At 32.3% G+C, this 235-nt stretch carries 1 protein-coding gene; it reads right to left on the bottom strand.

Annotated features, from left to right (window positions below; genetic code table 11):
• Positions 1-140: 140 nt before the first annotated feature.
• Positions 141-235 (bottom strand): transposase (locus LMC10_RS00005; protein ID WP_141684681.1); only part of this gene is annotated, 95 nt, incomplete at its 5' end.

Genomic DNA, 235 nt, shown 5'->3' with positions numbered 1-235 from the left:
ACCTTCTTTCATGATTTTTGTGGTGAATTGATTGTATAACGAGGGGACAGCAAATGTCTCTTTTTTATACAAAAAAATCTGGCATGGAATCTCCATCCATACCAGAAAGTGTATACCCGAAAATGTAGGGGGTATTTTTTTTACGAAAAAATACAATCGATTCTTAAAAAGAAAAATTTTTGATTGGCAAAACCATAACAAGTTCGTTTTAGAGTTTTGATTTTGCGATTGATGC

Origin of the sequence: Limosilactobacillus reuteri subsp. simiae (genome assembly GCF_020784875.1) — a bacterium.
Classification (GTDB): Bacteria; Bacillota; Bacilli; order Lactobacillales; family Lactobacillaceae; genus Limosilactobacillus; species Limosilactobacillus reuteri_H.
This window is presented reverse-complemented; position numbering and strand designations above follow the sequence as displayed.